29 protein-coding genes and 2 pseudogenes are annotated in these 24,473 nt (G+C 59.2%); 18 read left to right on the forward strand and 13 right to left on the reverse strand.

The window, feature by feature from the left end:
* The 3 genes from FZE95_RS19770 to yaaA form a co-directional block, all read left to right on the forward strand.
* Positions 1–221 (forward strand): hypothetical protein (locus FZE95_RS19770; RefSeq protein ID WP_223825053.1); only part of this gene is annotated, 221 nt, incomplete at its 5' end.
* 187 nt (positions 222–408) lie between these two features.
* Positions 409–1,791, forward strand: coding sequence for a PhoH family protein (locus FZE95_RS12680; protein ID WP_150301241.1), 1,383 nt, complete (start codon positions 409–411; stop codon positions 1,789–1,791).
* A gap of 141 nt (positions 1,792–1,932) precedes the next feature.
* Complete coding sequence (gene yaaA, locus FZE95_RS12685; RefSeq protein ID WP_150301242.1) at positions 1,933–2,709, forward strand: peroxide stress protein YaaA; 777 nt, start codon at positions 1,933–1,935, stop codon at positions 2,707–2,709.
* Between the two features lie 58 nt (positions 2,710–2,767).
* Here the strand turns inward: yaaA and FZE95_RS12690 are convergent.
* Positions 2,768–3,070: pseudogene (locus FZE95_RS12690) on the reverse strand (alpha/beta fold hydrolase); the annotation flags it as partial.
* Between the two features lie 19 nt (positions 3,071–3,089).
* Complete coding sequence (locus tag FZE95_RS12695; RefSeq protein WP_150301243.1) at positions 3,090–3,863, reverse strand: class II aldolase/adducin family protein; 774 nt, start codon at positions 3,861–3,863, stop codon at positions 3,090–3,092.
* Between the two features lie 88 nt (positions 3,864–3,951).
* On the opposite strand from FZE95_RS12695, the gene FZE95_RS12700 reads away from it, so the two are divergent.
* Positions 3,952–4,710: a Crp/Fnr family transcriptional regulator gene (locus FZE95_RS12700; protein ID WP_150301244.1), complete on the forward strand. Its 759-nt coding sequence runs from the start codon at positions 3,952–3,954 to the stop codon at positions 4,708–4,710.
* A 6-nt stretch (positions 4,711–4,716) separates the two neighbouring features.
* Here FZE95_RS12700 and FZE95_RS12705 read toward each other — a convergent pair whose 3' ends face one another.
* On the reverse strand, positions 4,717–5,172 hold the full coding sequence (locus FZE95_RS12705; RefSeq protein ID WP_150301245.1) for a flavodoxin domain-containing protein: 456 nt from the start codon (positions 5,170–5,172) through the stop codon (positions 4,717–4,719).
* 155 nt (positions 5,173–5,327) lie between these two features.
* On the opposite strand from FZE95_RS12705, the gene folM reads away from it, so the two are divergent.
* The 6 genes from folM (at position 5,328) to FZE95_RS12735 (ending at position 8,265) form a co-directional block, all read left to right on the forward strand.
* On the forward strand, positions 5,328–6,026 hold the full coding sequence (folM, locus tag FZE95_RS12710; protein ID WP_150301246.1) for a dihydromonapterin reductase: 699 nt from the start codon (positions 5,328–5,330) through the stop codon (positions 6,024–6,026).
* A gap of 17 nt (positions 6,027–6,043) precedes the next feature.
* Complete coding sequence (gene folE, locus FZE95_RS12715) at positions 6,044–6,601, forward strand: GTP cyclohydrolase I FolE (RefSeq protein ID WP_150301247.1); 558 nt, start codon at positions 6,044–6,046, stop codon at positions 6,599–6,601.
* Positions 6,602–6,608: 7 nt separating this feature from the next.
* A complete protein-coding gene (folX, locus tag FZE95_RS12720) occupies positions 6,609–6,983 on the forward strand; it encodes a dihydroneopterin triphosphate 2'-epimerase (RefSeq protein WP_150301248.1) in 375 nt (124 codons plus the stop codon).
* Between the two features lie 135 nt (positions 6,984–7,118).
* A complete protein-coding gene (locus tag FZE95_RS12725) occupies positions 7,119–7,418 on the forward strand; it encodes a DUF1244 domain-containing protein (RefSeq protein ID WP_150301249.1) in 300 nt (99 codons plus the stop codon).
* Positions 7,415–7,750, forward strand: a complete 336-nt coding sequence (locus tag FZE95_RS12730) for a HopJ type III effector protein (protein WP_150301250.1) — start codon at positions 7,415–7,417, stop codon at positions 7,748–7,750. The genes FZE95_RS12725 and FZE95_RS12730 overlap by 4 nt, the downstream gene beginning before the upstream one ends.
* A 17-nt stretch (positions 7,751–7,767) precedes the next feature.
* Positions 7,768–8,265, forward strand: coding sequence for an RDD family protein (locus FZE95_RS12735; RefSeq protein ID WP_150301251.1), 498 nt, complete (start codon positions 7,768–7,770; stop codon positions 8,263–8,265).
* Between the two features lie 42 nt (positions 8,266–8,307).
* Here the strand turns inward: FZE95_RS12735 and FZE95_RS12740 are convergent, their stop codons facing one another.
* Positions 8,308–9,051 (reverse strand): Mut7-C RNAse domain-containing protein, encoded by a 744-nt coding sequence (locus FZE95_RS12740; RefSeq protein WP_150301252.1) that lies wholly within the window; start codon positions 9,049–9,051, stop codon positions 8,308–8,310.
* A gap of 182 nt (positions 9,052–9,233) precedes the next feature.
* Between FZE95_RS12740 and FZE95_RS12745 the strand changes: the two genes are divergently transcribed.
* The 3 genes from FZE95_RS12745 (at position 9,234) to FZE95_RS12755 (ending at position 12,540) form a co-directional block, all read left to right on the forward strand.
* Positions 9,234–10,196, forward strand: coding sequence for a ribonuclease Z (locus FZE95_RS12745; RefSeq protein ID WP_150301253.1), 963 nt, complete (start codon positions 9,234–9,236; stop codon positions 10,194–10,196).
* Positions 10,197–10,409: 213 nt separating this feature from the next.
* Positions 10,410–11,771, forward strand: coding sequence for an MFS transporter (locus tag FZE95_RS12750; RefSeq protein WP_150301254.1), 1,362 nt, complete (start codon positions 10,410–10,412; stop codon positions 11,769–11,771).
* 217 nt (positions 11,772–11,988) lie between these two features.
* On the forward strand, positions 11,989–12,540 hold the full coding sequence (locus FZE95_RS12755) for a peroxiredoxin (RefSeq protein WP_150301255.1): 552 nt from the start codon (positions 11,989–11,991) through the stop codon (positions 12,538–12,540).
* A 17-nt stretch (positions 12,541–12,557) separates the two neighbouring features.
* Here the strand turns inward: FZE95_RS12755 and cynS are convergent, their stop codons facing one another.
* The 5 genes from cynS to lptF all read right to left on the reverse strand — a co-directional run bounded on the left by cynS (position 12,558) and on the right by lptF (position 17,133).
* The gene (gene cynS / locus FZE95_RS12760) at positions 12,558–13,007 is read right to left on the reverse strand and encodes a cyanase (RefSeq protein WP_150301256.1); all 450 of its coding nucleotides are present in this window, start codon (positions 13,005–13,007) and stop codon (positions 12,558–12,560) included.
* Between the two features lie 128 nt (positions 13,008–13,135).
* The gene (locus tag FZE95_RS12765) at positions 13,136–13,492 is read right to left on the reverse strand and encodes a hypothetical protein (protein ID WP_150301257.1); all 357 of its coding nucleotides are present in this window, start codon (positions 13,490–13,492) and stop codon (positions 13,136–13,138) included.
* Between the two features lie 247 nt (positions 13,493–13,739).
* On the reverse strand, positions 13,740–14,612 hold the full coding sequence (locus FZE95_RS12770) for a poly(ethylene terephthalate) hydrolase family protein (RefSeq protein ID WP_150301258.1): 873 nt from the start codon (positions 14,610–14,612) through the stop codon (positions 13,740–13,742).
* A 366-nt stretch (positions 14,613–14,978) separates the two neighbouring features.
* Complete coding sequence (gene lptG / locus FZE95_RS12775) at positions 14,979–16,040, reverse strand: LPS export ABC transporter permease LptG (protein ID WP_150301259.1); 1,062 nt, start codon at positions 16,038–16,040, stop codon at positions 14,979–14,981.
* Positions 16,027–17,133: an LPS export ABC transporter permease LptF gene (gene lptF / locus FZE95_RS12780; RefSeq protein WP_150301260.1), complete on the reverse strand. Its 1,107-nt coding sequence runs from the start codon at positions 17,131–17,133 to the stop codon at positions 16,027–16,029. The genes lptG and lptF overlap by 14 nt, the downstream gene beginning before the upstream one ends.
* 154 nt (positions 17,134–17,287) lie before the next feature.
* On the opposite strand from lptF, the gene FZE95_RS12785 reads away from it, so the two are divergent.
* The 5 genes from FZE95_RS12785 (at position 17,288) to FZE95_RS12805 (ending at position 21,633) form a co-directional block, all read left to right on the forward strand.
* Positions 17,288–18,781: a leucyl aminopeptidase gene (locus tag FZE95_RS12785; protein WP_150301261.1), complete on the forward strand. Its 1,494-nt coding sequence runs from the start codon at positions 17,288–17,290 to the stop codon at positions 18,779–18,781.
* 40 nt (positions 18,782–18,821) lie between these two features.
* Complete coding sequence (locus tag FZE95_RS12790; protein ID WP_150301262.1) at positions 18,822–19,253, forward strand: DNA polymerase III subunit chi; 432 nt, start codon at positions 18,822–18,824, stop codon at positions 19,251–19,253.
* 2 nt (positions 19,254–19,255) lie between these two features.
* Positions 19,256–19,771, forward strand: a complete 516-nt coding sequence (locus FZE95_RS12795; protein WP_150301263.1) for a hypothetical protein — start codon at positions 19,256–19,258, stop codon at positions 19,769–19,771.
* A gap of 232 nt (positions 19,772–20,003) precedes the next feature.
* Positions 20,004–20,942, forward strand: a complete 939-nt coding sequence (locus tag FZE95_RS12800; RefSeq protein ID WP_223825054.1) for a siderophore ABC transporter substrate-binding protein — start codon at positions 20,004–20,006, stop codon at positions 20,940–20,942.
* A 322-nt stretch (positions 20,943–21,264) separates the two neighbouring features.
* Complete coding sequence (locus FZE95_RS12805) at positions 21,265–21,633, forward strand: hypothetical protein (RefSeq protein ID WP_150301264.1); 369 nt, start codon at positions 21,265–21,267, stop codon at positions 21,631–21,633.
* A 92-nt stretch (positions 21,634–21,725) separates the two neighbouring features.
* On the opposite strand, the gene FZE95_RS12810 is transcribed toward FZE95_RS12805, so the two are convergent.
* The 4 genes and pseudogenes from FZE95_RS12810 to FZE95_RS12825 form a co-directional block, all read right to left on the reverse strand.
* On the reverse strand, positions 21,726–22,019 hold the full coding sequence (locus FZE95_RS12810) for a HigA family addiction module antitoxin (protein WP_150301265.1): 294 nt from the start codon (positions 22,017–22,019) through the stop codon (positions 21,726–21,728).
* Positions 22,019–22,296: pseudogene (locus tag FZE95_RS12815) on the reverse strand (type II toxin-antitoxin system RelE/ParE family toxin). The gene FZE95_RS12810 and the pseudogene FZE95_RS12815 overlap by 1 nt, the downstream one beginning before the upstream one ends.
* 89 nt (positions 22,297–22,385) lie before the next feature.
* On the reverse strand, positions 22,386–23,012 hold the full coding sequence (locus FZE95_RS12820) for a glutathione S-transferase family protein (RefSeq protein ID WP_150301266.1): 627 nt from the start codon (positions 23,010–23,012) through the stop codon (positions 22,386–22,388).
* 120 nt (positions 23,013–23,132) lie between these two features.
* Positions 23,133–24,377 (reverse strand): NAD(P)/FAD-dependent oxidoreductase, encoded by a 1,245-nt coding sequence (locus FZE95_RS12825; RefSeq protein ID WP_150301267.1) that lies wholly within the window; start codon positions 24,375–24,377, stop codon positions 23,133–23,135.
* Between the last annotated feature and the right edge of the window lie 96 nt (positions 24,378–24,473).

Here is a 24,473-nt window from a genome sequence, read left to right on the forward strand (position 1 = left end):
ATTTTGGTTTTGGACCTGTAGGAAAACCATACAAGGCGCGATCGGAGCGCCGAACCGTCGCGGCGATCTGGCCGATAGGCCAGCCCAATTTCGCCAGCCCGCTCGGGCCCTCCAGCGAACAACCAAGGCCCAGCCAAACACCACCCAAATCCAACCTCGCCCACCAATATAGCGCGCCAACGCAACGGCTGAACATCACCGTCTGTCAATTAACCGCTTAATTTCACAAACACGCTTCAAGTGCTTGTGAATGTCATCTTTCCTGCGCTATACACAGATTAACCGACCGGAAGCCTGACGGTGATCCCATGATACTGACAGGCTCCCCAGAGTCGGCCCTACGGACTGCCAGGTGCAGATTCGGCGCCTGATACAGCCACGTATATTCGGCCTGCGAGGTGATGGCATATGGAAGCGTCCGGACCAACCCGACACTCCTACTACGTCCTTGATACCAACGTCCTGATACACGATCCCAATGCGGTTTTGAATTTTGAAGAACACCACGTCATCATTCCGATGACTGTTCTGGAAGAACTCGACAAACTGAAGTCCGGCAAGACCAGCACAGCAGCAGATTGTCGCCAGGCCATACGCCAGATAGATCACACGCTGGCAGATTCTCCCCCCGACCTGGTTGAACAAGGCGTTCCCATCCAACGCGGTAAACTCGGCAACATCGGCACCCTCGCAATACTCATGGACAAGGCACCCATCCCCTCCCACTGCCTGCCCAACGACATCAACGACAACAAGATCATCAACCAGCTGTGCCAGCTTCAGCAGCGCCATCCCGACAACCGCATCGTACTGGTATCCAAGGACATCAACATGCGCCTCAAGGCGCGCGCATGCGGTATTGATGCCGAGGATTACCAGACCGACAAGTTGCTCGACGATATCTCGCTCCTTGCACGCGGCTATCATGAGATCGAAGGCTCTTTCTGGGATGGCGTAACCAAGGTCGAAACCCAGCAGCGTCTGGGCAAGACCATGCACCAGGTGGAACTCAACGCGCCGATCCCGGGCCTGCACATCAACGATTTCATCATTGATGGTCAGGGCTTCGTCGGCTGGGTGAGATCCCGCGAGGGCGGACGGCTGATGCTGCAGGATCTGCATCAGGAGCCGCTACTGCATCAGGAGGCCTGGGGTCTGCGACCACGTGATGTGTTCCAGTCGCTGGCGATGCTGGCGCTGCTCGACCCGGACATCCACCTGGTCAACCTGACCGGAGCGGCCGGTTCGGGTAAAACCATTCTGGCGCTGGCGGCCGCGATCGAGCAGACCATGGTCAGCAAGACCTACCGGCGTATCATTGCCACCCGCAGCATCCAGGGGCTGGACGAGGACATCGGTTTCCTGCCGGGCACCGAGGCGGAAAAAATGGAGCCCTGGCTGGGCGCCATCACCGATAACCTGGAAGCGCTGCACATGGACGACGAGTGCACCCACGGCAGCGTGGATTACATCCTCGACCGGGTGCCGCTGCAGTTCAAATCACTCAACTACATCCGCGGGCGCAGTTTTCAGCAAAGTCTCATCATCATCGACGAGAGCCAGAATCTCACTCCGCATCAGGTCAAGACCATCATTACCCGCGCCGGCGCTGGCTCAAAGGTTGTCTGCCTCGGCAATCTGGCGCAAATCGATACACCGTACCTGAACGCTACCAGTTCAGGGCTCACCTACCTGACCGAATGCTTCAAGGACTTCCCCCACGGCGTGCATATCCACCTGCAGGGTGTGCCCCGCTCGATCCTCGCGGAATATGCCGAGACACACCTCTGAGGAAAACATCACTGCAAGTGCCGGGGTACCCCGGCCACTTGCGGGCTCGCCCCCATAGTCAGGCACTATCAACTCCATAAGCGCTGATCGGCTCCTTCTTGCGGCATAATGGCCGCATTATGCGATTAGGAGCTGTCTGTCATGTTGATGGTGATTTCCCCTGCCAAGACCCTGGATTACGAAACCCCGCCCTCGACCGAGCGCCACACGCTGCCGCGGCACCTTGAGCACAGCAAAGAACTGATCGAGATCCTGCAGGACAAATCCGTGCAGGACATCGCCAAACTGATGAAGTTGTCCGACAAGCTTGCCGCGCTCAACGTTGCCCGCTACGGCAGCTGGAGCGAGACATTCACTACGGAGAACAGCAAGCAGGCGTTGCTGGCCTTCAAGGGTGACGTATATACCGGGCTGGCGGCCGAGGATTTCAGCGAGGCGGACTTCGATTTCGCCCAGAAACATCTGCGCATGCTCTCCGGTCTGTACGGCACGCTGCGTCCGCTGGATCTGATGCAACCTTACCGGTTGGAGATGGGCACCAAACTGGCCAATCCGCGCGGCAAGGATCTCTACGCATTCTGGGACGAGCGCATCAGCGAATCCCTGAACCAGGCCCTCGCCGAGCAGGGCGACGACATATTGCTGAATCTCGCATCTCAGGAATACTTCGGCGCGGTGAAGCCCAGAGCGCTGAAGGCCCGGGTGATCGACACCGTGTTCAAGGATCGCAAGAACGGCGAATACAAGATCATCAGTTTCTATGCAAAGAAAGCGCGCGGCCTGATGGCCCGCTATGTCATCAAGGAACGCGTGACCGATCCGGAAGGCCTGAAGGATTTCGACCTGGACGGATACCGCTTCAATTCGGCCAGCTCGTCGGCAAACAAGCTGGTGTTTCTGCGCGAAGAGCAGCGTTAACTAAAATGAAAACGCGCCGCACGTCCGCGGCGCGTACCCGTACCCTACTAACGGTTGCTCAGGCGGCTTCAGCCGGAGCCGACCGAAACACCAGATAAGCCGCCAGCGCCAGCGCCTGCTCCGGCGCTTCGACCTGCGGATAGTGGCCGATGCCGTCCAGCAGCACGGTATCAGCCCGGGTGATCAACTCACGGTAGCGCGCCACCATATGCGCGCCGGACACCGGGTCCACCGCGCCGTCGATCACCCGCATCGGCACGCTGGTGCGTTGCATAGCGCCGACCCAGCGCTCGCGGTGCACCTTGCGCTCGGGCATATAGCGAATCAGCCTGTGCATGACTGCCGGCCCGTTGTTATAGGCATACCTTCGACCGAATGGCTCAAACATCAAATCCCGGATTGACCCGCTGAATCTTGCGCAGCAAAGCTGGCCAGGCGATGCCACTGCCGGCGCCACGGGTGACCTTGCGCATGCTTTCCACGGCACCGTCGAGGATTGTTTGCGAAATAGTGGTCAACTCGCTACCGCCGGCCTGCGCGGCGACCTGAATTTCGCAGCAACGCTGCAGCGTGTACATGGTCAGGAAGGCATCGGAAATGCTGCGGCCGCAAGTCAACAGCCCGTGGTTACGCAGCACCAGGTTATTGGCGCGGCCGAGGTGCGCCTGCAGTCTGCTCTTCTCTTCCTCGTTCAACGCCACGCCTTCGTACTCGTGGTAAGCGAGGCTGCACAGGACAAACAGTGCCTGCTGCGAAATCGGCAGGATGCCTTCCTTCTGGCAGGAGACACCCACGCCCTCCGGCGTATGGGTATGCAACACGCAACCTGCTTCGTGACGCACCTCATGTACCGCGCTGTGGATGGTGAAGCCGGCGGGGTTGATCTCGAACGGCGACTCCATGAGCTTGTTGCCCTGCAGATCGATTTTCACCAGGCTCGAGGCGGTTATTTCCTCGAACATCAGCCCGTAGGGGTTGATCAGAAAATGTTCGGTGCCGGGGATCTTTGCCGAGACGTGGGTGAACACCACATCATCCCAGCCATACATGGCAATCAGTCGGTAGCAGGCCGCCAGGTCTACCCGCGTCTGCCATTCTTCGGCGCTGACCTGCGACTTCACATCAAGACTTTGAAGGGACTGGATTGCGTTCATGCGTCATTCCTCTTGTTCACAGAAGCCGGGCGCCGGATGGCGTCTTGCGGCATACTCGCGATTATTAACAGTAGCAGGAGTCTAGAGGGTGACAGCAAAGAGGACTGTCAAGCGGATGACAGTGTCCGGCGGCGCGGCGGGCCGTTACGAAGACCTTATACAACGCAATCGCTGGCTGCGTGAGCTGCCGGCCGATGGGCTTGAGGATATGCTCGGTCTGGCGCGGGTGCGCACCCTCGGCGACGGCGAACGCCTGCATGCCAAGGATGACCCACCCGACGGGCTTTACGGCGTGATCAGCGGCGCAGTGCGAATCAGCAGTACCGGCGCCGATGGCCGTGAAGCCTTGCTCACGGTGCTCAGCCCGGGGAGCTGGTTCGGCGAGATATCGCTGTTTGACGGTCTGCCCAGAACCCACGATGCGCATGCCAGCGGAACCACCGAACTGCTAATGATCCCGCGCCAGGGCTTTCACCAACTGCTTGAGCGGCGTCCGGAGCTGTATCCGCATTTCATGCGCCTGTTGTGCCGGCGGCTGCGTCTGTCCTTTGCCATGCTTGAAGACAGCGCATTACTGCCATTGCCCGCGAGACTGGCCAAGCGATTGCTGACCCATGCGCATTCCTATGGTGAGACCCGCAATGAACACGCCTTGCCGTCCATTCAGCTATCGCAGGAGGCGCTAGGGTTGATGCTCAACAGCTCGCGCCAGAGCGTCAACAAGCTACTCAAGCGCCTGGAACAAGCCGGCTGGCTGCAAATCAAGTATGGCGAGATCATCATTCTGGATGAGCCGGCACTTACCCGACTGGCCGTGGGCAATGCCACGCTTGAGGAAGCCGAATAGCGCCGGTCAGGCGCTTTTCAGGTGACTGATGAACTCATCCAGCCAGGGCAAGGCGTCGGTTTCCGGCGTAACGGTCTCGCTGGCGTCCAGCTCCAGCATCGCGATCGCCTCCCGGCCCTGCAATTCCTGTAACAATTCCCGAACCTGCTGACCGCCCTGGCAGAACGTATCACCGTAGCCAGCGTCCCCCAACGCAATCACGCCGAAAGGCACGCCTGTCAGTAGGGGAAACCGGTCCTGCATTTCCACATAGAATGGCATCAGGCTGTCCGGAATTTCGCCCATGCCGGTGGTCGAGCAGACGACCAGCAGCGCATCAACCGCAGCGCCAACCAGCGTATCGACTGTCGGTTGCTTGATGCGGGTTATCTGCAGCCCGGCCGCTTCACAGTGTGTGGCTGCTTCATCGGCAACCAGATCCGCCGTGCCGAAAACCGAACCGCTTATTATCCCCAGGTGCATCGCTCCCCCTGTCGCTGTATGGAAAACGCGCATTATGCCGTAAATCGGATGCCCGGTCGCACCAGCCCTCCCGGACAAGGTATGGTAATATCCCCGGCCGATGTAATGACCGGCTGTATCAGCCGTGTAGCCGACGCACTGCAGGGAGAAAGGCAATGAGCAACAGGACGACTGTTGTCATCACAGGAGGAGCGCAACGCATAGGCTTGCACTGCGCGCAACGCCTCGCCGAAGACGGCTTCCATGTGATCATTACCTGTCGCCATTTGCGCGCGGAATGGCAGACGACTCCCTTGCAGGGCATCGATGTCATCCAGGCGGACTTCTCGACGCGTGCCGGCATACAGACACTGATCCATGAGCTGATGACGCGTCAGATCCGGCTGCGGGCGCTGATTCACAACGCCTCGCTGTGGCTTGGCGACGATCAGCCCGACGCCCTGGAGCAGATGGTCATGGTGCATATGCAGGCGCCGTATATGCTCAATAACGCCTGTGCCAGCCTGTTCGAAGCCGGCAAGCCTGCCGATATTATCCATATAACCGATGATGTCGTGCGCCGCGGCAGCGCCAGGCACACCGCCTACTGCGCGAGCAAGGCAGGGCTTGAATCGTTGACACTGTCCTTCGCCGCGCGGCTGGCGCCGGAGATCAAGGTCAATTCGATCGCACCGGCGCTGATCATGTTCAACCAGCGCGACGACACAGCCTACCGCGCGAAAGCCCTGGGCAAATCTGCCCTGGGTATCGAGCCCGGGCCCGACGTCGTGTATCAGTCCGTCCGCTACCTGATGGATTCGCCCTATACAACCGGTACCTGTCTGCAGCTGAATGGCGGCAGGCACCTCAAATGAGTGGATGAGAGCACCCGATGAGCCTCGACAAACTGACCCAGAATTACCACGAGATCCTCACCAACCTGGGTGAAGATCCCCAGCGTGGCGGACTGAAAGGCACGCCGCAGCGTGCAGCCAAGGCGATGCAGTTCCTCTGCCGTGGCTATGAACAATCCCTGGACGAGATCGTCAACGGCGCCCTGTTCGAATCTGACAATGACGAAATGGTGATCGTCAAGGATATCGAGCTGTACTCGATGTGTGAGCATCATATGCTGCCATTCATTGGCAAGGCCCACGTGGCCTATATGCCCACCGGCAAGGTCATCGGCCTGTCCAAGGTGGCGCGTATCGTCGACATGTATGCGCGCCGGTTGCAGATCCAGGAAAACCTCACCAGGCAGATCGCCGATGCCCTGCAGCAGGTCACCAACGCCGCCGGCGTCGCTGTCGTCATTGAAGCCAAGCATATGTGCATGATGATGCGCGGCGTGGAGAAGCAGAACTCCTCCATGCACACCTCCGTCATGCTCGGCGCGTTCCGCAGTTCCGGAACCACCCGGCAGGAATTCCTGCAGCTGATCACAAGGTAGGGATTTTATGGCTACGCTAACTCCCGGCCTGGCGCGCATCCGCATCAAGGATCTGCGCTTGCGCACGTTCATCGGCATCAACGACGACGAAGTGCGCAACCGCCAGGACGTGCTGATCAACGTCACCATCCTCTACCCGGCGACGGGGGCGGTGCAGGTCAACGAGATCGAGCACGCGCTGAACTACCGCACCGTGACCAAGGCGCTGATCAGTCACGTCGAGGAAAATCGATTTGCCCTGCTCGAGCGCCTGACGCAGGAACTGCTGGATATTGTCATGCAGTACCCGCAGGTGCAGTACGCCGAAGTGGAGGTCGACAAACCCCATGCGCTACGCTTTGCCGAGTCGGTTTCGATTACGCTCAGCGCCGCCAGGGAATAACGGCCAGGATGGCCGAGACGGCGATCCGAGGCCTCAATCTGTCACCTCAAAAGAAGCGCGGGCGAGTGATTGCTGCCCACACAGTCCGTCAGTATCATCCGAGCAAGCACGCCCTGACCCATTCGGAGTAGAACCATGACGAAGCAAGAGCGCCTCGAAGTAGAAGCCGCAGCCTTCCGCAATCTGGTAAGCCATCTGAGCAGCCGCAAGGATGTGCAGAATATTGATCTGATGACCCTGGCCGGGTTCTGCCGCAACTGCCTTGCCAAGTGGTACAAGAACGCCGCCGATGATATGGATATTTCCATCACGCCCGACGAAGCACGCGAGGCCATCTACGGCATGCCCTATGCCGAGTGGAAAGCCAGGTATCAGAAGGACGCGACGCCCGCCCAACAGGCCGCATTCGACCAATCAAAACAGGACAAGGCATGACTCCGGCAGGCTTTCTCGCGCAGCTCGGCACACCGCAGCATCAGTTTGCCGATACCCTCGCGTTCATCGATGAACACTATGATTACCAACCCAGCGCCTTCGATAACGGCGCTGTTCACAACACTGCCGAGCAGAACCAGGGTTCGTGCAAGGTGCTCGCCATGGCGCTGGACATGGGCCTGAGCGATGAACAGGCCCTGCAGTGCTTTGCTGAGCATTATCGTTCAGTACTGGCGGACCCTGATGGCGACAGCCATGCCAATATTCGTGCCTTGATGCAGCAAGGTCTTGCCGGCGTCTCCTTCGAGCGCCAGCCGTTGAGCCGGCGCTAAACCGACACGGAGTCCGCATGGCGGTCAAGCAGTTGTTACCCGCCGGAGATTTTCCGGCGCCTGGTTTGCTACGTCGCATTGCCAGTGCCTTCTATGATTTCCTGCTGAGCCTGGCGATGATCATGGTTTTGACGCTGGCCTACCAGCAGGGCGTTCTGCGACAGATATACGGCCCAGATATCTTGCAAAGCATGTCTGAATCCGGGGCGCTCGATCAGGACCCTATCCTCAGCATCATCATGCTGCTAAGCCTGGTGGCGTTCTTTGGTCTGTTCTGGACGCTCAAGGGGCAGACCCTTGGCATGCAGGTCTGGCGCCTGCGCGTGCAGCAGCCCGACGGCCGTTCGATTACCTGGAAGCAGGCGGCGATCCGCTTTGCAGCCGCCATTCCGGCCTGGTTGTGCGGCGGTCTCGGTGTACTCTGGGCGCTGTGGGACAAGGACGGGCGCAGCTGGCAGGACATCGCCTCCGGGAGCCGTCTTGTACTGCTGCCCAAACCGCCTAAAAAAACCTGAACTCTTTCTTGTCCTTGCTGCGGGGCGGCGCCTGCCGCGCCTTTACTGACGCGCCGACAATCCATCCAGTACCTGGCGCATGGCGCGCCAGTGGCTACCCTCCCAGAACACGCGCCTGCATTGGTCGCACGTAAGGAAGTGCTCGTGACGCTCCCGTACGCGTTGAGGCAGCTGGTCGAGCACCTCCTGTTTTGGAATGCTTCGCAGCGGCCTGTTGCAATCCATGCATAACGTGAACGGCCGCGCTGCGGACGCCAGATCGAGCCGTTCATAGAGTTCCTGTAACTGCACAGCGGGTTTGAGCGCATGCACAAAGCAGCCATGAGCAACGGCCCGCCGCTTGAGCAGCTCGCGATCGCGGGTCAGCAAGATGCGTTGTTCCGCGTTGGCCAGCTCGGCAATTGCCGCATCGGCATATTGGTTATCGTACAGCGTATCGAACCCCGCCATGCGCAGCATCCGGGCCAGCCGGCCAAGATGCGAATCGGCCACAAAGCGCGGCGCACCGGGCGGGCGCGGCGCACTTACGCTAATGTCAGTGATATCCAGCGACTCGAACTTGGGATAAAGGGCTATTCGGTCGCCCTCGACAACCATCCGCTCAAGGGCCGCCGGCTCATGGTTGGCAATAACCAGGGCGACTTCGGTATGGGGCACGCCGAGCGCTTCAATCATGTGCTTGATTGTCGACCGCTCGGCACAGGTGATATTGAATGCGCGCCCCCGCTGATCGCGGGGCAGAAAGCGGTCCAGTTGGGCATAAAAACGAAACGTTGCACGGGTCATGGAATAACTATGGCAGCGTCAAGTCGCTCCTGCTCGGGCATCCGACGACTGTCAGAACATCCTCTGCGGGCCGTAGCGGCGGTGGGCATTGGAGCGCTACAGTAGCCTCAGCACAATCATCTGCACTGATTGCAGTGAGCCGAGCACGCTCGTTCGCGCCGCTGCAGAAACGGGAGCCCCGCTTGGATCTGTTATTTCTCGGCACTTCATCCGGTACGCCCACCCGCTCGCGCAACGTGAGTGGACTGGCCCTGACTGAAGCAACCGGCAAGAACTGGTACCTGATCGACTGCGGCGAGGCCACCCAGCACCAGCTCCTGCGCACGCCGCTTACTCTGCACACCCTGCGCGCGATCTTTATCACCCACGTGCATGGCGACCATTGCTATGGCCTGCCCGGCTTGCTGGCCAGCGCTGGCATGTCCGGCAGAACACAGCCCCTGGACGTCATTGCACCGGAAGGCATAGAGCAATGGATTGCGACGACACTGCGCATGAGCCAGACCTACCTGCCCTTCGAACTGATATTTCATGCCACTGAAACCCTGGGTGAATGGCGTAACAACACCCTGCGCGCCGAAGCCGTGCCCCTCTCGCATCGCGTGCCCTCCTACGGTTACCGCTTCACCGAAGCCAGACCTGATCCACAATTGAATACCGACAAGCTGGATGCCGAGGGCATTCCCCGCGGCCCGTTATGGGGTCAGCTGGCACGCGGTTTCGACGTGGAATATGAAGGCCGCACGCTACACAGCGATGACTACCTGATTTTCAACCGTACACCCCGACGCATCGTCGTGGGTGGCGACAACGACAAACCGGCGCTTCTGGCCCAGGCTTGCGAAGGGGCTCAGGTATTGGTCCACGAAGCCACCTACACTCAGGCCGTTGCAGAAAATGCCCGAGCCGATTTCGGTCACAGCACCGCGGCTGCGGTCGGCGCCTTCGCCGAGTCAGCCGGGATGACCAATCTGGTGCTGACGCATTTCAGTGCCCGCTACCAGGCCAATCCGACGCGCAGCCCATCCATCGAAGATGTCCGCAGCGAGGCGGTAACGAGCTACTCGGGGAATCTGTTTCTGGCGAAGGATTTTGCGCGGTATCGATTGACCACAGATGGCAAGCTGGGCTTGGTAGAGGGCTAGAAGCTGGAGGCTGGATTTGGGGCGTCCTTCGGACGCCGTCGCGGCGACGCTGGCCGAAGGACAGCAGCCTGGGGTTTACCAACAGGCTTTGAGCAAGCCCTACCCTTACTGCCGCTGATCAGTGAAAATGGCGCCCCAGACGGCCCGTCGCCATAATGGCCGGCCTCGCCGCTCCCACTGCGGCACTTCTTCCATCCACGATATAAGCAGCCCATGTCCGAAGCCACCGCTACAGCCGCTACTGCGCCAGTGCCCGCCAACTCACGTTCACGTGTCATGCTGGCAAGCCTGGTTGGCACCACCATCGAGTTCTACGACTTCTACGTATACGCAACCGCTGCCGTGCTGGTATTCCCGCACCTGTTCTTTCCGCCAGGCAATGAAACGACTGCCCTGTTGGCCTCCTTTGCAATCTTCGGCGCGGCGATGATCGCCCGCCCGCTGGGCGCGGTGTTCTTCGGACACCTGGGCGACAAGGTCGGCCGAAAGACCACACTCATCTATGCCCTGCTGACCATGGGTATCGCGACCTTTCTGATCGGGCTGTTGCCGACCTACCACAGCATTGGCTGGTTTGCTCCGCTGGCGCTGGTCATTCTTCGCCTGGCTCAGGGTTTCGCTATCGGCGGCGAGTGGTCCGGTGCCGCGCTGGTCGCTACGGAAAACGCACCTGCGGGTAAACGCGCGCTGTTTGGCACTTTTCCCCAGCTGGGGGCGCCCCTGGGCTTCATCATCGCCAACGGTCTGTTTTTGGCCGTCGCAGCGATGCTGCCGTCAGATGATCCGTCGCGCCCATCCGAAGCCTTCCTCGATTGGGGCTGGCGGATTCCCTTCCTGTTTTCTGCGGTGATGGTGATCATCGGCTTGTGGATTCGCCTCAATCTTGTGGAAAGCACTACCTTTACCAAGGCGGTTTCCTCCGGCAAGGTCGTCAAGCTGCCGCTGGGTGAAGTCGTACGCAAGAACTGGCGCGAGCTGATCCTCGGCACCTTCTACATGCTCGCTACCTACGTCCTGTTTTATCTGATGACGACCTTCTCCCTGAGCTATGGCCGCGCGCCGATCAATCCGGCACCAGACCAGCTCTCGGGGCTTGGCTACAGCTACAACAACTTCGTGCTGATGCTGATATTCGGCGTCGTGTTCTTCGGCATTTTCACCCTGCTGTCTGGCCTGTTGGCGGACCGGTGGGGCCGACGCAAGACGCTGATTTGCGTGACCCTGGCCATCATTCTGTTCGCTTTGCTGTGGGTGCCCCTGCTGTCGATGGGCTTTGTTGGCGTAATGCTCTGGCTGGTGCTGGGCTTCAGCCTGATGGGCATGACCTTCGGCCCGATGGGGGCATTGCTTCCCGAGCTGTTCCCGACCAATGTGCGTTATACCGGCTCGGGCATTTCCTACAACATATCATCCATCCTCGGTGCCGCAGTGGCCCCCTTCATCGCTGTCTGGCTATGGAGTCTGGGCGATGGTAGTCCCTTCCTGGTGGGCGTTTACCTTGCCTCGATGGCTGCCATTACCTTGCTCGCGCTGATCATCGGCAAGGAAACCAGGAACGTCGATATCAACGCCTGAGCGTAACCCCGGCCTGCCTTGCTGGGGCAGGCCATGTTTATCTCCCGTTCCTCCCTACCGCTATCAAAACTCTCAGCGCATCACAATCCGGTGGCTGTGTCATGAGGGTGAGTGGCGTTTGAGCCCGCCCAGAGCTATGGTTTATCGGTGCCTTCGCTCGTTCAGGTTGGCTGCAAGATACGCCCGAAGCCTGCCCGAAACGTTCAGGAGAAAGTCGATGAACACATCAGTAAAATCACTGCTGCTGGGGACCTGCCTGAGCCTGGCTGCCGCAACGGCGGGCGCCCTGGAAGTAGGCGACATGGCCCCGGACTTCGCATTGCCCGGCTCGGATGGCGAAATACATCGGCTGGCTGACTATCGTGGCGAGCAGGCCGTGGTGCTTGCCTGGTTTCCGAGAGCCTATACCTCAGGTTGTACCATTGAATGCAAATCCCTGGCGGAAAATGGCCATCTCATTCGCGAGTACGACGTGACCTACTTCATGGCGAGCGTCGACCCACTGGCAAAGAACAAGGGCTTCGCGGCGGAAACCGGCGCCGATTTTCCGCTGTTGAGTGATGAAGACAAATCGGTCGCCAAGGCCTACGACGTGCTGCACATGCTGGGTTTCGCCAAGCGGCATACTTTCTATATCGGAGAGGATGGGCGGATTCTGAAAATCGATACCGAGGTGGAGCCCGCCACGTCAGCCGAGGACATGGCCGCTACGCTGGGCGAACTGGGCGTGGAGCGCCGAGCGGACAAGACCACTGCCAGCGCACCCTGAGCAGCCCTCAACCCAACCTAATAGCTCTTGTAAGGCAGAAACTTGCCAGACATCACCACATTCACCCGGTCGCCTTTGGGGTCAGGCTGACGTTGTATGTCCATGGAGAAATCAATCGCGCTCATGATGCCGTCGCCAAACTCCTCATGTATAAGCTCCTTGATAGTCGTACCGTACACATTGACGAGTTCGTACCAGCGATAGATGAGCGGATCAGAGGGCACTGCGGTAGGCAGTGAACCTTTATAGGGCACGATCTGTAACCAGGCGACCGCCTCATCGGTCAGCTCGAACAACTCCCCCAGCGCTTGCGCCTGCGCCTTGTCGAAGGTCATCTGGCCAAGACAGCCCGCCGTCACGAACTCCTTGGACAGCCCCAGCATTTCAGCTGCATCGCGCCAGCGCAGGCCTTTGCGGACCTTGCTGGCAAGGATCATGGCGGTCACTTCTTCCCGACTCGAAATCATGTTGCGCTCCTCAGTTAGCGGTGTGATCCAACCCGGTCAGCCTGCAATGACTGACGGGTATGGGCTGAGCAGCAATTAATGGGCCACAGATCTGCGAGGTGGGCGCGACCGTCACACTCTGATCAGGCTTAACGGCTCATCGCATTCAGATTGGCACTGTCGCGGATTATTCGCTCGCCGACAGCAAAGGCATCTGCCCGGGAGGTTCGCACCCGCGTCAGACTGCCATCTTCGGCCTGGATCACATATAGCGTCTGATCGAGCCCCGCCGCCTGCTGAGCTTGCGCGCCACCGAAATAGCCGAGACCGCCGCCTACCAGAGCGCCTATCGGACCGCCCACCGCGCCGCCGACCATGAACCCGGTGAGCCCTCCGAATCCGCCGCCCACCATGCGGTCGGTCCTGGTCTCTACTACTTGGTCTGCCTGAACCAGACTGCTCGACAACAACATAGCTGCAGCGACCGATAAAATTGCTTTCTTCATGAACGTCTCCCCGAGATTGATGTGCCGAGTTAACAGTCATGAAGCGTGCCAATCTAAAATTTTATATTAATCAATGCATTAAAACCTACATGGTTCTAGCGACCCGACACCATCAGGGTTAATAAACCCATTTATCGGGTGCAAACAACCCGCTCATGCTATCCATGGGCGAAAAATGCGGACTCAGGACAAAAAAAGGGCTGACCGTGTGACAGTCAGCCCCTTCTCTCACGCGTGAGAGTTCAGATCACTGGATGCCCTTCTTCTGAACCTCCCAGTCGCTGCTGGTACAGAGTGTGCAATCCGCGCCGTAGAACATGGTCTCAGCGTTCTTGTCGCCCATCAGGTGGTAGCGATACCACGCAGTGGAAGGACCACGATAACCGCCGCCATTGAAGGCCGGAACAAAGTGGCTTGCGCCCTGCAGCTCACCCCAGAACACCGGTACGTTGGCGTTGTTGAAAACGGGACGGCCGTTAGCCGCAGAGCCGGCCAGGGTATCGGCGCTGCCCGTCATCAGGAACATTGGACCGTTCTGGTTGGACTGCGACGCTCTGCGGTGACCCAGGCCCAATACGAACGGCTGGAAGGGTGCGGTCGCGGTAACGCGGCTGTCCTGACCGGCCATGATCGAACCGCCGCCGCCCTGTGAATGCCCGGAAGAACCAACAGCGTCCAGGTTCAGCTTGCCGGCATAGGCGCCGGAACCGCGGCCATTGTGCTCGACCAGATAATCCAGACAGGCGATCATTTCCTCGCCGGAACCGGCGTTGGTGGTATTGGCAGCGGCGACTACGAAACCGTGACTCGCCCAGTGATTAAGCAAGGCGGAGTAACCGCTCGGAGGGGTGCCCGTGCCGTTGCCCCAGAGAATGACCGGATGCTTCAGATCGTTTTCGCCAAGCGTGCGGGGTCGATAGATACTGCAGCTCGGGCCTTCGCCAGCGTTCGTTGTAGCGAAAGAGCCAGAGGCTTCGAAGTTTCCTACTGACGGAAATCCGGACTCGACTGGCTGGTCACCGCCTGGATTACCAGGATTGCCCGGGTTGGCGGCGTGGGCGCCAGCGGCAAGTACAAGGCCTAGAGCCAAAGTGCTGAGTTTCAATAAGGGTGAGTTCATTATCGCCTCTGAGTTGGGTTTCATGAGTTGAGCTCAATGGCGGGACCAACAACAGCGCTCATCGCGGAGCAGAAAGTAGCGGATAACGGAGGCGGTTTATCTCACCCGATTGGGTAAATGATAACTGTTCCTGGTTTATATCATATTGATATCAAATGGATTTTATGCGGGCGGGGCCGGATGTGGTTGCAGAAGTCTGATTGGCGCCGAGACAGCTATCGTATTAGCTGGTCTGGCAGCCAGATCGCGGTGACGCTTGGCTTTCCGAGCCCCCTCCTACAAAAATTCACCGTTGAAGATGATTTTTTGTGGGAGGGCCGACCCGGCGCGATAGCAGCCTCTCCAGCTATGCAGAACCCGCCAGACTCACCCCGCCCGACGAATCAGCACTACGCCCATCATTACCAACACCAGAATCGGCAATAACACCGCGATCAGCGGCGAAAACCCGAACACAAGACTCGATGGTCCAAGCAGATCCTGAACAATCCGGAAGCTGAAACCCACCAGAACCCCGGTGAACACGCGCTGGCCCAGCGTGACCGAACGGAGGGGTCCGAAAATGAAGGATATCGCAACAAACACCAGCGCCGCAGTCGTGACCGGCTGGAAGACCTTCTTCCAGAACGACAGCCAGTAGGCGTTGCTATCCAGCTCCTGCTCACCAAGATATTGCTGATAACGCCACAGACCGCTGATCGGCAATACGTCCGGATCGAGCAGTACCACTCGCAGGAGCTCATGGGACAGCCCGACATCCCAGCGTTGCTGCTCCAGCGTATCAACCTCGCTCAACCCGGTTTCAAGAAAGCGGGTCAACCGCACGTCTTCAAGCAGCCAGTCATCCTCATGGACAGTCGCACGGGCGGCAAAGCTGGACTCTTGCAGCTCGCGCTCTTCATTGAATCGATAACGGGTAATGCCATACAACTGGCCGTCGGGTTGAACGGCATTGATATGAATGAAATCATTGCCTTCCCGGTGCCATAACCCCTTCGACTTGATCGCCTCGCCACTGCCGACGGCAATGGCGCGCCGGCTCTCGGCCAGGCTTTCGGTGTAGGGCGCCACATATTCACCCAGCAGCACGCCGCCCAGCATGACTACCACCAGAGGCTTCATTACCGCACCGATGATACGTGCAACCGATACCCCCGCAGCGCGCATCACAGTCAACTCGGAATTGCTCGCCAGCGTACCCAGCCCCACCAGACAGCCGACCAGCACCGCCACCGGCAGCAGGTCATACAACCGGCGCGGCAAGGTCAACACAACATAGCCAAGCGCCTGCACCGCGCCGTAACCGCCCTCCAGATCTTCCAGCTCGCCGATATAGGCGAACAGCAGATCCAGGCCGAGCACAATCAGCGACACCAGCACCACACTCGACAGCACCGAATTGCCGATATATCGATCAAGCCGCCGCATAGTTGTGCCTCCTGGGTGTGCTGCGGGCAAACAGCGAGCGATAGTTCAGCCCCACGCCAATTGCCAGGAACAGCAGATGCACCCACCAGAGCCCCAGCGCTGCAGGAATGCGCCCCGACTCCATCCAGCCACGCGCACTGATCAATAACGCCAGATAGGACATGTACAACAGGACGGCAGGCAACAATTTGAGGAAACGTCCCTGCCGCGGATTGACTCGCGCCAGCGGCACGGCAAAGAACGCAACGATCGGCACCAGAAGCGGTAACGCGATACGCCATTGCAGCTCGGCGCGGGTACGCAGATCGGGATCGCCTATCAGCTGCCGGGTGGGTATCGCTTCACGATCGGTGATTTCGGTCACCACCTCCGGCTTGGGCAGCAGCACGCCATAGGTCTCATATTCGACCCGACGGAAGTCCGCCTGCCCCGGCGTACCGTCATAACGATAGCCGTTATTGAGCACCAGATAACGACTACCGTCCGGGTTCATCTGTTGGCGGCCGCCCTCGGCAATCAGCACGCCGATATTGGTATCGGTGCCCGAGCCCGACTTCTCGGCAATAAATACCTGCTGCAACTCGGTGCGGTCGTCCGACAGACCACCGGCATAGGTCACGCGCTGTGCATCCTTGCCCACCGACTGAAATCGCCCGGCCGCCAGGGTATCGAATTCGGTCATGGCGTCCTGTTCATTGAACAACTGCTGGGTCTTGACCACACCCGCCGGCGCGACCCACAGGCTGAGCAGGGCCACCACCAGCGCCACCAGTAAGGCAGGGCCCTGGGTGTAGCCCAGAATCTTGCGGTCGCTGATGCCGGTTGCCGAGAGAACCGTCATCTCGCTCTCGAGGTGCAGACGCCCGTAGGCAAGCAGGATGCCGAGAAACATGCCCAGCGGCACGATGAGCACCATGAACCCGGGCAACCGGTAGGCCATGATGACAAATAAAACGCCGGGATCGAGTTGCCCGGCCGCGGCTTGCGCAAGATATTTGATGAAACGCCCGCTCATGATGATCAGCAACAGCACGCCGCTGACCGCGGTGAGCGTCATCAAGACCTCACGGCTTAAATAACGAAAGACAATCACAGTAACTTCCTTGGCTCCAGGGCTTTATGGGCACACGGGAATAGGCCAGAATGCAGGGAAAGCACACCTGGTTGCAACACACGTCCAGCCTGATCTCAGGCTGGTAAAGGGCTGCATTATCAGTCAAACCACACGATTTGTCTTGAGGAGCACCATGGAGTTCAACGTCAAGCACGGCACACTGGAAACAATGAAAACCGGTTGCGTAGTGGTAGCCATCAATGAGTCGGGCAAGCTCGCCGGCGCGGCGGCGGAGCTCGACCGGGCCTGTGGCGGCCAGATCAGCCTGGCAGTCAAGCACGGCGACATCAGTGGCAAGCCCGGCCAGACCTTGATGCTGTTCGGTCTCCCGGGCATTTCTGCGCAGCGCGTGCTGCTGGCGGGATACGGTAAAGACGAAGAGCTGAACGACCGCAGCTTCCGCAAACTCGTTCAGAAAGTCATTGCTGTGCTCAAGGACGGCGGTGCTACCGATGCTCTATTTACCTTTGCCGCCCTGCCGGTCAAGCAGCGCGATCTCTACAGCCGCACCCGCCTGCTGGTCGAAACCGCGCGTGAAAGCCTGTACCAGTTCGATCAGTTCAAGAGCAAGAAGGCCACCAAGCCGCGCCTGAAAAAAGTCCTGATGTGGTCTGCAGACAAATCCGATGCCGATGCACTGACCCGCGGTGTTGCCCATGGCCAGGCCATCAGCGACGGCACCGACCTGACCCGTACCCTGGGTAACCTGCCCGGCAACGTGTGTACCCCGACCTTCCTGGCGAAGGAAGCCAAGGTCCTCGGCAAGCAGCACCCCGAGCTTGATATCGAGATTCTCGATGAGAAGGACATGAAGGCGCTGGGCATGGGCTCGCTATTGTCGGTCAGTGCCGGTAGCGCGGAACCGGCGAAACTGATCCGTTTCAGTTACCAGGGCGGCAAGCCCAAGGATCAGCCCCACGTGCTGGTCGGCAAGGGCATTACCTTCGATACCGGCGGCATCAGCCTCAAGCCCGGCGCCGGCATGGACGAGATGAAATATGACATGTGTGGCGCGGCCACCGTGTTCGGCGTACTCAAGGCGGCAGTGAGCATGCGCCTGCCAATCAACATCGTGGGCCTGGTTGCCGCCGCGGAAAACATGCCCAGCAGCACAGCGACCAAGCCGGGCGACATCGTTACCAGCATGTCCGGCCAGACCATCGAAGTGCTCAACACTGACGCCGAAGGTCGTCTGGTACTGTGCGATGCCCTCACCTATGCCGAGCGCTTCAAACCGGCCAGCGTGGTGGATATCGCCACGCTCACTGGCGCCTGTATTGTCGCCCTCGGCAGCCACACCACCGGTCTGCTGGGCAATAACGACGAGCTAATCGGCAAACTGCTCGACGCCGGCAAGCAGTCGGATGACCGGGCGTGGCAATTGCCGCTGTTTGATGAATATCAGGAGCAGCTCGACAGCCCCTTCGCCGATATCGCCAACATCGGTGGGCCCAAGGCTGGCACCATCACTGCCGCCTGCTTCCTGTCGCGCTTCACCAAGGCTTACCCCTGGGCGCATCTGGACATCGCCGGCACGGCATGGATCAGCGGCGGCAAGGAAAAAGGCGCAACCGGTCGTCCGGTGCCTTTATTGACCCAGTACCTGCTTAATCAGGCGCAGGTCTAAAAGCTGGAAGGCACATTATTGATCACCTGACGGCCATGACATGACCCGTATCGATTTCTATCTTCTGTCCAGCAACCAACCCGCTGCGCGGCTGGATTACGCCTGCCGCCTGGCTCACAAGGCTTGGGGCAAGGGACACAAGGTGTATCTGCATTGCGCCAGCGAGGAGCAAGCCGGGGAGCTGGATAGCTTGCTATGGTCGTTCCGCGCCGACAGTTTTGTGCCCCATGGCTTGCACAGCGACCATCCGGATGAGCCGGTAGTCTGTGGCTACAGTGAGGATCCGTCGCCGCACCACGATCTGCTGATCAACGTGACCGATGCCACACCGCAGTTCTTCAGCCGGTTCAGTCGTCTGGCGGAGATAATCGTCGAGCATGATAGCGTTCGCGTTCCCGCCCGGGACCGCTTTCGCTTCTACCGCGAACGGGGCTATCCTTTGAGCTCCCATCCAATTCGCGTGGCGCAGTGATCATGACGCACGATTCCGACGAACCCTCACGCCTGCTGAAGGACCTGGAGTCCATCCGCACGCTGCTGGATGAACATCCGGAAGTGCATTCCGAGGAAGAGTTGGATCTCTCGGAACTCGACATACCGCTACTGCAGGATGTGTTTATCGAAACCGAGGACCCCGAGCCGCCTGCTGTGCCGGCCTCGCCACCCTTTGAATTGACACCCATCGCCGCCGAACAATCGACCAACCCCTACCTGCCCTACGACTCGCTTGCTCGCCTGGCCCAGGAGCGCGTGCACCTCGACAAGCTGATGGCTGAATTCATGCCACCGCCCGAAACGGCTGAAAAATCGGAAGCGACCGAGGATGCGCCTACGGGGGCGAAGGAATATCGACTGGAAGAGCGTATTCGCTCGGAAGTACAGCTGGTACTGCAGGACGTGATTGACGACATGATCCCCGCCATCGAAGCTGAACTGCGCAACCGGCTACGTGGCAAGGTCGAAGACATAGTGCGCGAGCAATTGAAGTGATTGGCTGCTTTTTCTCGCCCTGATATCTGTCAGCTCGCTCAAGCTGTTCGGCTCAATCCGGACGATTTGAGAGCTTATGCCCTTCCGCGCCACAACGCCTGACCACTACCTGCCCACCAGTGGGTGCAGCGCGTTTCCATTTGTGGCATTGAGCGTTTCAGCTCCACGCTAGTCTCTGTAGTGCGGCGCGCCTACAATGCGAACAACTCTCATTAACAATAAGTAGGTCCGTGTGAAATTATTAACTCCCTTGGCAATCCTCGCTACAGCCGTTTCCCTGTCAGCCCCGGTCAGCGCGTTCGAGATTACCCACAGCGCTGGTACGTTGACGCTCGACTCCACGCCAGAAAAGATTGTCACTTTTGATCTGGCCGCGCTCGATACGCTGGACACGCTCGACATTCCCGTCGCTGGCGTACCGCAATCGACCTATACCGGCAACCTTGAGAAATTCAACGAGACGCCAGTAGTCGGTTCGCTGTTTGAGCCCGACTATTCCAAACTGAAGGACATGAGCCCTGAACTGATCATTGCTGGCGGGCGCTCGCAGAAAGCCATGCCCCAGCTGCAGGAGGTCGCGCCGACAATATCCTTCACCGCCGATCCATCCGACTTTCTTGCTAGTTTCAAAAGCACAAACCAGGCGCTGGCCAAGGCATTCGACAAGGATCAACAGGCCCAAGCCGCCCTCGCCGACATCGACCACAATGTCGCGGCCCTGCGCAAAGCCAATGAAGGCAAGACCGGTGCGTTTCTGTTCACCATGCGCGGCAATGTCATGGCGCACGCCCCGGGCGATCGTTTCGGCTATGCATACGAGCTCACCGGTCTGCAGTCAGTGCTGCCGCCCATAACGCCGGACGCAACACGCCAGCCACGCCCCGAGCCTGGCACCCCGGAAGCAGAAGCCGCAGCCAAAGCGCGCGCTCAAACGATTACTACCGTTGCACAGGCCGAGCCTGACTGGCTAATCGTGCTGGACCGAGGCGCGATCAATGGTGGAGAGAAAACCGCCGCCGACACCCTGGCGCAACACCCACAGCTCAGCGAGACCGCCGCTTTTAAAGAGGGTCGTGTGTATTACGTGGATCCCAACAGCTGGTACCTGGTCGGCGGCGGCTTGACCAATCTGGAGAACATCACCGAGCAGATGCTCAGCGCCATGCAGTAATTCCCCGCGCCGGCACGGCCCAGGTGCCGGCGTTCACGTTTCCCGTCTCACTCCGCCCATATCTCTCATCTCTTATTACCACTGGTTCAACGCCTGGCCGAGCATGCTTGCGCTGGAGCAGTGCATCACTGCGCCAGATAGTCGCATTTTTACCTCGCTGGTTGCCATTACCGACACCGGACTCCGCTGCGTCCCACTGAACTTGAGAACTCCAGAGAAGTGGTACAAATTCTGCTTGGCTATCTGTCGCCTGGCCGGTCGTCGAGTCTGCACTCCATGCGCGCCATGCAAACACAGGACGATTCAACGGAGACAAGGATTGATGATAGCCGAAGCACAATTCGACAGGTCTACCCTGGGCTGCATGATCGCCCTGCGAAGACGCCTCAAACAAGCCACGGGCGTGACCGTCAGCCTGGCCGACCCGGATGCTGTTGAGCATCTGATCGACCTCAGCGTTACCTGCGAAGAGGACGATGTGAGAGAGCTTGGCGCGCGCCTGGCGGAAATGGTGGTGTACCAACAAGGCACCGAGGCGGCCACCCCAGCCAGCAGAAGCCTGATCGCGACCATGCGCGAACGGCTCAACACGCATCCGATGGAGCAACCGGGACAGACCAGGCTGACTGTCGCAGACCATGGCGCCACTGCCTCAGTGCGGATCTACCGCGGGCAAATCGTCCGTGGGTAGGCTCTCCTGAGATTGGGAACAGCTGCTGCCCAGGCGCGCCCGGCATCAAACCCCTGTCCGTGCCCCTCAGCCCGGACGGCCTTGTTTACAGATCAAGCAGCCTCGAAATCCAGCGGGTGAATGCCATCAAGATTGATCGTGCCTCGAGCAACCGATAGATCATACATATCTTGCATCACCAGCCAGCTTTCCGGCGTCCGACCAAGCACTTTTGAGAGCCGCAACGCCATCTCAGGACTGATGCCACTATCACCTTTGAGTAACCGAGACAGCGTAGAAGGTGAAACCCCGAGATGTGAGGCCAACTGACGAGCGCTAATGCCGAAAGACTCAAGATACACCTGCTGGATAAATTCGCCCGGATGTGGCGGATTATGCATAACCATTAGTGATAGTCCTCATAGTCAAGTACGTAGGCGTTGCCGTCGCGAAACTCGAACGTCACCCGCCAATTTCCATTTACCCATATCGACCAACGTCCCTTTTCCTTGCCCTTCATGAATGGAGCCTGAATCCTGGAATGTCCATATCATCCACCCATGTTGCAGTATCAAGAGCGGCAAGCTGCATACGAAGCTTTTTGACGTGATCAGCCTGTATCCCAGCTGTGCTGCCAGTCGAATAGAACCGTTTCAGTCCCTTGTGACGGAATGATTTAATCATTGAGCGATGCTAGCGTGTTGCACACCACGCAACAACGGACTCGGGTACAAGAATGCAAACGGTCCTACAGCCTCTGGCTCGCGCGGCCCCTAACCCTCCCCCGCAGCAAACGCCTCCGCAATTGTCGGCGGTGCCGTGGGCCGGGAATACATAGTCTTCAGATAAGCGCTGAGCCTGGGTGCGCTGTCGAGCATCTTCTCTTCGTTGGCCCAATCCAGTGTATAGGCGGCGTTAAAGTCGGCCACGGTAAGCCGGTCGGCGACGATGAATTCACGCTCCGTCATATGCCGCTCCAGCACCGCCAGCATTTCCAGGCACTCCTCCCGAGCTATCTCCACATCCCCGGGCGTACGCCTCTCCTCCGGATAGATGAACGTTTGACGGGTGATGCGCCACAACGGCTGCTCGATTTCGGTTACCAGGAAGAAAATCCATCGATACATCTGGGCCCTGTCTTCCAGCGCTTGCGGAATAAAACCGGCCTCCGGATATTTTTCCGCCAGATAGAGCTGTATGGCCGACGATTCGGTCAGCACCAGGCTGCCGTCAACCAACACAGGGACCTTGGCGGCAGGGTTGAGCGCCAGAAAGTCCGGTTGTAATTGCTCACCTTTCATCAGGTCAATCGGATGCGACTCGTATTCCAGACCCAGCTCATTGAGTAACCAGGTAACGCGCAGCAGGCGGGTCGGGGGTGTACCGTATAGTTTGATCATCTGAAGCTCCCATCACTTTGCAAATCAGTTTTTGTTGCTCCTGATCTGGTCGAATGGGACATCACAAAATCGACACGCTCAACAAAGGATTTGGCCTCGCAGGATCACGTGGCCGACCTCCTATTTGAACCGATCCGCGCGGAACGGCGTCATATCGATCGCCGGCGCTTCGCCATCCATCATCTGCGCCAGCAGCTCTCCGGTTGCTGGGCCCAGGGTAAAACCCTGATGACCATGCCCGAAGGCCAGCCATAGCCCCTGCTTGTCCGGGGCCGGGCCAATCACCGGTTTCATGTCCGGCATGCAGGGACGTGCGCCCTTCCAGGGTTCGGCGTCGCGCCTTTTGCCTAGCGGGAACAGCTCACGCGCGGCCCGCTCAGCGGCTGCCAGCTGTCGGTACTGCGGAGGCGAATCCAGATCCGCCAGCTCGGCCCCTGTTGTCAGGCGAATCCCGGCGCGCATCGGCTCAAGCAAAAAGCCCTTCTCTGCATCCATTACCCAATGGTTGAGGCTGGCGCCTTTCTCCGTGGAGTAATGCATGTGGTAGCCGCGTTTAACGAACAGCGGCACATGGACACCGATATCCGAGAGTACCTTGCCTGACCAGGGCCCCATGGCAATCACAACCTGCTCTGCCTCGACGGTCTCTTCGCTGGTCACGACGCGCCAGCCGGCGCTTTCCTGGCAAATCTCCTCGACACTGGCCTGCACCAGTCGACCGCCCTGCGCCTCGAAACTGCGCGCATAGGCCTGCACCAGCCCGCCCGGGTCCGATACCATCCAGGGCTGGGTCCAGTGGATGGCACCCATCAATCCCTTCCCCAGATGCGGCTCCATGGCATACAGCGCGGCGGCATCCAGCAGGTCAAACTTCACCCCGAAACGTCCCTGATCGATACGCGCTTTCTCGAGTCGCTCATTGAGCGCTCTTTGCGTGCGGTACAGCTCCAGCCAGCCGCCCTTGCGAACCAGTTCGCCGGCTCCGGCGGCTTCGATCATCGGCTCGTGGGCATCCTGGCAACGCATGATCAACGAGGCCCATTCAGTGATGATGCGCTCGTAGCGCGCCCCGCCGGAGTTGATCCAGTATTGAAACAGGGGGCCGGCGGCATGCAGCATGCCGAATGGTCGATAGCGGATATCCACCTCGTGGTTGGGCAGAACACGCAGCAGCGTATTGAAATCCCGAGGGAACGCATAAGGTCTCACCGCTTCGCGCTGGATGATGCCGGCGTTGCCAAAGGAGGTCTCCCGGCCCGGCTCACGACGGTCCACCAGCGTCACGCAATGCCCACGACGCACCAGATGCCAGGCTACGGAAACGCCAACCATGCCGGCGCCAAGAACGATGATATTGCGTGACATAAGCCTCTCTCCGCCGTGCAGGGGAACCAGTTCAACGGGACTACCATCCCAGTGAGTCTAGCAAGGCTTTACTGCATGCCGGCTGACCGATATCAA

Origin of the sequence: Pseudomonas profundi (genome assembly GCF_008638305.1) — a bacterium.
Classification (GTDB): Bacteria; Pseudomonadota; Gammaproteobacteria; order Pseudomonadales; family Pseudomonadaceae; genus Halopseudomonas; species Halopseudomonas profundi.